6 protein-coding genes are annotated in these 6418 nt (G+C 60.1%); all 6 read left to right on the top strand.

Annotated features, from left to right (window positions below):
* Positions 1 to 302: 302 nt before the first annotated feature.
* The 6 genes from JWR98_RS04430 to JWR98_RS04405 are packed head-to-tail and all read left to right on the top strand — an operon-like array spanning position 303 to position 6226.
* A complete protein-coding gene (locus tag JWR98_RS04430; RefSeq protein WP_078733625.1) occupies positions 303 to 1397 on the top strand; it encodes an ABC transporter ATP-binding protein in 1095 nt (364 codons plus the stop codon).
* Positions 1397 to 2494, top strand: coding sequence for an ABC transporter ATP-binding protein (locus JWR98_RS04425; protein WP_141064765.1), 1098 nt, complete (start codon positions 1397 to 1399; stop codon positions 2492 to 2494). The genes JWR98_RS04430 and JWR98_RS04425 overlap by 1 nt, the downstream gene beginning before the upstream one ends.
* On the top strand, positions 2491 to 3357 hold the full coding sequence (locus JWR98_RS04420; RefSeq protein WP_003174635.1) for a carbohydrate ABC transporter permease: 867 nt from the start codon (positions 2491 to 2493) through the stop codon (positions 3355 to 3357). Before JWR98_RS04425 ends, JWR98_RS04420 begins: the two co-directional genes overlap by 4 nt.
* A 10-nt stretch (positions 3358 to 3367) precedes the next feature.
* A complete protein-coding gene (locus JWR98_RS04415; RefSeq protein ID WP_003174634.1) occupies positions 3368 to 4168 on the top strand; it encodes a carbohydrate ABC transporter permease in 801 nt (266 codons plus the stop codon).
* 10 nt (positions 4169 to 4178) lie between these two features.
* A complete protein-coding gene (locus tag JWR98_RS04410; protein ID WP_078733623.1) occupies positions 4179 to 4451 on the top strand; it encodes a DUF2160 domain-containing protein in 273 nt (90 codons plus the stop codon).
* A gap of 32 nt (positions 4452 to 4483) precedes the next feature.
* Entirely contained in the window at positions 4484 to 6226 is a 1743-nt protein-coding gene (locus JWR98_RS04405; protein WP_205489371.1) for an ABC transporter substrate-binding protein, read from the top strand.
* Positions 6227 to 6418 lie beyond the last annotated feature (192 nt).

Here is a 6418-nt window from a genome sequence, read left to right as displayed (position 1 = left end):
TGCTGAGGGGCGCCATCTTACCTTCCGAATGTAAGAGATCCAAATGTGGGAGGGGCGGTGCGACGATTCGACTTGGCTCCCTCCCACATTTGACCTGTGTTGAGGTTTGAATCGAGTTCAAACAGTGTTGTTCAGAACTGTTCATTGTCAACCCCCAACCTGTTCAGTTGTTCAGTGAGATTGTTCACTCCCGAACATCCCCTTTACTCCATTTCCTTGTGAATCAAACACCTGCCGCTTTTGGCACGAAATTCGCTCTGACGACTGGCCAGATTCATTCCAATAATAAAAAAGGTCGTGTCATGTCATTGACCCTGGAACATGTCTCCCTCGTCGCCTCCGGCCAGACCTGGATTGACGACGCCACCCTGCGTTTCGAGCCCGGCTCCTTCAACGTATTGCTTGGCCGCACCCTGTCCGGCAAGACCAGCCTGATGCGCCTGATGGCCGGGCTGGACAAGCCCGACAGCGGCCGGATCCTGATGAACGGCGTTGATGTCACCCACAAACCGGTGCGCCTGCGCAACGTGTCGATGGTGTATCAACAGTTCATCAATTACCCGACCATGACAGTGTTCGAAAACATCGCCTCGCCGTTGCGTCAGGCCGGGGTGTCCAACGAAATCATCCAGAGCAAGGTGCTGGAAACCGCGAAGATGCTGCGCATCGAGAAGTTCCTCCAGCGCCACCCGCTGGAGTTGTCCGGTGGCCAGCAGCAACGCACGGCCATGGCTCGCGCGCTGGTCAAGGATGCCGAACTGATCCTGTTCGACGAGCCGCTGGTGAACCTCGACTACAAACTGCGCGAAGAGCTGCGCCAGGAAATGCGTGAGCTGTTCCAGGCCCGCCACACCATCGCCGTCTACGCCACCACCGAGCCCAACGAGGCCCTGGCATTGGGTGGCACCACTACCATCCTTCACGAAGGCCGGGTGATCCAGAGCGGCAAGGCCGCCGAGGTGTACCACCAGCCGCAGACGGTGCTGGCCGCCGAGCTGTTTTCCGAGCCGCCGATCAACCTGATGCCGGGGCGCATCAGTGGCAATGAGGTGAGCTTCGCCAACTTCGTGCACTTCCCGTTGAACGTCGACCTGCGTCCCATCGGCGAAGGCGAGTTCCGCTTTGGCGTGCGCCCCAGCCATATCAGCCTAGTGCCGAGCAACGATGATGACCTGGAGCTGGCGGTGACTGTTGAAGTCGCCGAGATCAGCGGTTCGGAAACCTTCCTGCATGTGCGCAGCGAGCACTTCCTGCTGGTACTGCATTTGCCCGGGGTGCATGAGTACGACGTTGACGCGCCGATCCGCGTGTATATCCCCACCCATAAACTGTTTGTGTTCGATGGTCTGGGCCGTTTGGTCCAGGCCCCCGGACGCCGTGTCGCGAGGGTTGCCTGATGGCCGAGATCCATTTGCAGAACCTCGCGCACAGCTATAGCCCGACGCCGAATGGGCCGGAGGACTACGCCATTCGGGAAATGAACCACGTGTGGGAGCAGGGCGGGGCCTACGCCTTGCTCGGCCCGTCCGGCTGCGGCAAGTCGACCCTGCTCAATATCATCTCCGGCCTGCTCAGCCCGTCCGAGGGCCAGGTGCTGTTTGACACCCAAGTGGTCAACGACCTCACGCCGGAGAAACGCAACATCGCCCAGGTGTTCCAGTTCCCGGTGGTGTACGACACCATGACGGTGTTCGACAACCTGGCCTTCCCGCTGCGTAACCAGGGCATGGCCGAGGCGAAAATCCACAGCAAGGTGCAGGAAATCGCCGAGGTCCTCGACCTGCAAAACCTGCTGACCAAAAAAGCCCGTAACCTCACCGCCGATGAAAAACAAAAAGTCTCCATGGGCCGTGGCCTGGTGCGCGACGACGTCTCGGCGATCCTGTTTGACGAACCGCTGACGGTGATCGACCCGCACCTGAAGTGGAAACTGCGGCGCAAGCTCAAGCAGATTCACGAGCAGTTCAATATCACCATGGTCTACGTCACCCACGACCAGCTTGAAGCCTCCACCTTCGCCGACAAGATCGCGGTAATGTACGGCGGGCAGATCGTGCAGTTCGGCACGCCACGGGAACTGTTCGAGCGTCCCAGCCACACCTTTGTCGGCTATTTCATCGGCAGCCCTGGGATGAATCTGATCGAGGTGCAGGCAGAGGCGGGCGGGGTGCGGTTTGCCGGCACCCATCTGCCGTTGCCCGAGGCGTTGCAGCAACGCATTGAAGCGACGGACTATACAAAACTGCAGGTGGGCATCCGCCCGGAGTTTATCCACGTGTGGGATGAGCATAACCCCGACGCCATGCAGGCCGATGTCACGCATCTGGAAGACCTCGGCACCTACAAGATCATGACCCTCGACCTCGACGGCGCGCGCCTCAAAGTGCGCCTGGCCGAAGACAAACCGGTGCCCGAAGGCCGTGCCTCCATCAGCTTTCCCGCGCAGTGGCTGATGGTGTATGCCGACGACTATTTGCTGGAGGTGCAGCCATGAACAAGGTGCAGAACAACAAAGCCTGGTGGCTGGTGTTACCGGTGTTCCTGCTGGTGGCGTTCAGTGCGGTGATCCCGATGATGACCGTGGTCAACTACTCGGTGCAGGATATTTTCGACCAGTCCAGCCGCTACTTCGTCGGTGCCGACTGGTACAAGCAGGTGCTGCTCGACCCGCGCCTGCATGACTCGCTGCTGCGCCAGTTCATCTATTCGGCCTGCGTGCTGTTGATCGAAATTCCCCTGGGTATCGCCATCGCCCTGACCATGCCCACCAAGGGCCGCTGGTCGTCGCTGGTGCTGATCGTGCTGGCGATTCCGCTGCTGATCCCGTGGAACGTGGTGGGCACCATCTGGCAGATTTTCGGCCGCGCCGACATCGGCCTGCTGGGTTACAGCCTCAACGCCCTGGGCATCAGCTACAACTACGCGGCCAACACGGCGGACGCCTGGGTCACTGTGCTGGTGATGGACGTGTGGCACTGGACCTCGCTGGTGGCGCTGCTGTGCTACTCGGGGCTGCGCGCGATTCCGGACGTCTACTACCAGGCCGCGCGGATTGATCGTGCGTCTGCGTGGGCGGTTTTCCGACATATCCAGTTGCCCAAGATGAAGAGCGTGCTGCTGATCGCGGTGATGCTGCGCTTCATGGACAGCTTCATGATCTACACCGAGCCGTTCGTACTGACGGGCGGCGGGCCGGGTAATGCCACCACGTTCCTGAGTCAGACCTTGACCCAGATGGCTGTAGGCCAATTCGACCTGGGCCCAGCGGCGGCGTTTTCCCTGGTGTACTTCCTGATCATCCTGTTGGTGTCCTGGCTGTTCTACACCGCCATGACCCACTCCGACGCCAACCGCTGAGGCCGCCAACATGAGCAAGCGCAAGGTAATCCCGCTGTTGATCTACATCCTGTTCCTGCTGGTGCCGATCTACTGGCTGCTGAACATGTCCTTCAAGAGCAACACCGAAATCCTCGGCGGGCTGACACTGTTTCCGCAGGATTTCACTCTGGCCAACTACAAAGTGATCTTCACCGACCCGAGTTGGTACACCGGTTATCTCAACTCGCTGTATTACGTGAGCCTGAACACGGTGATCTCCCTGAGCGTGGCGCTGCCGGCGGCCTATGCCTTCTCGCGCTACCGCTTCCTGGGCGACAAGCACCTGTTCTTCTGGCTGTTGACCAACCGTATGGCGCCGCCGGCGGTGTTTTTGCTGCCGTTCTTCCAGCTGTATTCATCCATCGGCCTGTTCGATACCCACATCGCCGTGGCCCTGGCTCACTGCCTGTTCAACGTGCCGTTGGCGGTCTGGATTCTGGAAGGCTTCATGTCCGGCGTGCCCAAGGAAATCGACGAAACCGCCTACATTGATGGCTACTCGTTTCCCAAGTTCTTCGTGAAGATTTTCATCCCGTTGATCGGCTCCGGCATCGGTGTCACCGCGTTTTTCTGCTTCATGTTTTCCTGGGTCGAACTGCTGCTGGCGCGCACGCTGACCTCGGTCAACGCCAAGCCCATCGCGGCGGTCATGACGCGTACGGTGTCGGCGTCGGGGATCGATTGGGGCGTGCTGGCGGCGGCGGGGGTGTTGACCATCCTGCCCGGCATGCTGGTGATCTGGTTTGTTCGTAACCACGTGGCCAAGGGCTTTGCCCTGGGCCGGGTCTGAGGAGTCGATGATGGAATGGATGGCCTGGACCACCCCCACTGCACTGTTCTTTGGCGGCATCGCGCTGATCCTGGCGGGCATGACCACCTGGGAACTGCGTTCGCCGAGCATCCCTCGGCGTGGGTTTCTACCGATCAGCACCACCCGTGGAGATCGTTTGTTTATGGGTCTTCTCGGCAGCGCCTACCTGCATTTGCTGGTAATTGGCGTGACCGGCTGGAGCATCTGGGTGGCGTCCGCGCTGTCCCTGGTGTGGCTGTTGAGTGTGATGCGTTGGGGCTAATGCCCTTGTGAATAAACCACCAGGAGGTCTCTATGTTGAATAAAAACAATAAGCTGCGACATAGCATTTCATTGGCCGCCGTACTGGCCCTCAGCGGTTTGAGCGCTACGGCCTGGGCCGATGCGTATGAAGATGCCGCAAAAAAGTGGATCGGCAGCGAGTTCAAACCGTCCACCCTCACCGAAGCCCAACAGCTCGAAGAGTTGAAATGGTTTATCAAGGCATCGGAACCGTTCCGTGGGATGAAGATTAACGTGGTGTCGGAAACCCTCACCACCCACGAGTACGAATCCAAGGTGCTGGCCAAGGCCTTCACTGAAATCACCGGGATCAAGCTGACCCACGACCTGTTGCAGGAAGGCGACGTGGTGGAGAAGCTGCAAACCCAGATGCAGTCCGACAAAAACATCTATGACGGCTGGGTCAACGACTCGGACCTGATCGGTACGCACTTTCGCTACGGCAAGACCGAATCCATCACCGACCTGATGGCCAACGAAGGCAAGGACTTCACCTCGCCGACCCTCGATCTCAAGGACTTTATCGGCCTGTCGTTCACCACCGCGCCGGACGGCAAGCTCTACCAGTTGCCCGACCAGCAGTTCGCCAACCTGTACTGGTTCCGCGCCGACTGGTTCGAGCGCCCGGAGCTCAAAGCCAAGTTCAAGGAAAAATACGGCTACGACCTCGGCGTGCCGGTGAACTGGTCGGCCTATGAAGACATCGCCAAGTTCTTCAGCGAAGACGTCAAGGAAATCGACGGCAAGCGCATTTATGGGCACATGGACTACGGCAAGAAAGACCCGTCCCTGGGCTGGCGCTTCACCGATGCCTGGTTCTCCATGGCCGGGGGCGGCGACAAGGGCCTGCCCAATGGCTTGCCGGTGGACGATTGGGGCATTCGCGTGGAGGACTGCCACCCAGTGGGTTCCAGCGTCACCCGCGGCGGCGACACCAACGGCCCGGCCGCCGTATTCGCGACCCAGAAATACGTCGACTGGATGAAAGCCTACGCGCCACCGGAAGCGGCGGGCATGACCTTCTCCGAATCCGGCCCGGTGCCGTCCCAGGGCAACATCGCCCAGCAGATCTTCTGGTACACCGCGTTTACCGCCGACATGACCAAACCGGGCCTGCCGGTGGTGAACGCCGACGGCACGCCGAAATGGCGCATGGCACCGTCGCCCGTCGGACCTTACTGGGAAAAAGGCATGAAGAAGGGCTATCAGGACGTAGGCTCCTGGACCTTCCTCAAGTCGACGCCGGAGAAACAGAAGCTCGCGGCCTGGCTGTACGCGCAGTTCGTGACCTCCAAAACCGTGTCGCTGAAGAAGACCATCGTCGGCCTGACGCCGATTCGTGAGTCGGACATCAACTCCCAGGCCATGACCGACATGGCACCGAAACTCGGTGGGCTGGTGGAGTTCTACCGCAGCCCGGCCCGTGTGGAATGGACCCCGACCGGCACCAACGTGCCGGACTACCCGCGCCTGGCGCAACTGTGGTGGAGCAACATCGCCTCGGCCGCCAGCGGCGAAAAAACCCCGCAACAGGCGCTGGACAACCTGGCCAAGGAACAGGACGCGATCATGACGCGTCTGGAGCGCTCCAAGGTGCAACCGGTGTGCGGCCCGAAAATGAACCCCGAGCGTGACGCGCAATACTGGTTCGACCAACCGGGTGCGCCGAAGCCGAAACTGGCGAACGAGAAGCCCAAAGGCGAGACCGTGACCTACAGCGACTTGCTCAAGTCGTGGGAGGCGGCGCGTAAGTAAACGCGCCAGGCAGGGAAGGACAGAACGGCACGCTAGCGTGCGTTTTTTGTTTGTGGGTGAGCTAACTGATGCCCCGCGATTTAAATGTGGGAGGGCGGTGCGACGATTCGACTTGTCTCCCTCCCACACTTGACTGTGCCCACTCCAGAAGGAGTGAGGCGATCAGATCCGTACGTTACCGCGCGGCCCGGC

It is taken from the genome of Pseudomonas lactucae, from assembly GCF_016937615.1.
Lineage (GTDB): Bacteria > Pseudomonadota > Gammaproteobacteria > Pseudomonadales > Pseudomonadaceae > Aquipseudomonas > Aquipseudomonas lactucae.
This window is presented reverse-complemented; position numbering and strand designations above follow the sequence as displayed.

What these genes read in the sequence shown, in the direction of transcription:
- JWR98_RS04430 (WP_078733625.1), top strand. Translation starts at nt 303, where the DNA reads ATGTCATTGACCCTGGAACATGTCTCCCTCGTCGCCTCCGGCCAGACC.
- JWR98_RS04425 (WP_141064765.1), top strand. Translation starts at nt 1,397, where the DNA reads ATGGCCGAGATCCATTTGCAGAACCTCGCGCACAGCTATAGCCCGACG.
- JWR98_RS04420 (WP_003174635.1), top strand. Translation starts at nt 2,491, where the DNA reads ATGAACAAGGTGCAGAACAACAAAGCCTGGTGGCTGGTGTTACCGGTG.
- JWR98_RS04415 (WP_003174634.1), top strand. Translation starts at nt 3,368, where the DNA reads ATGAGCAAGCGCAAGGTAATCCCGCTGTTGATCTACATCCTGTTCCTG.
- JWR98_RS04410 (WP_078733623.1), top strand. Translation starts at nt 4,179, where the DNA reads ATGGAATGGATGGCCTGGACCACCCCCACTGCACTGTTCTTTGGCGGC.
- JWR98_RS04405 (WP_205489371.1), top strand. Translation starts at nt 4,484, where the DNA reads ATGTTGAATAAAAACAATAAGCTGCGACATAGCATTTCATTGGCCGCC.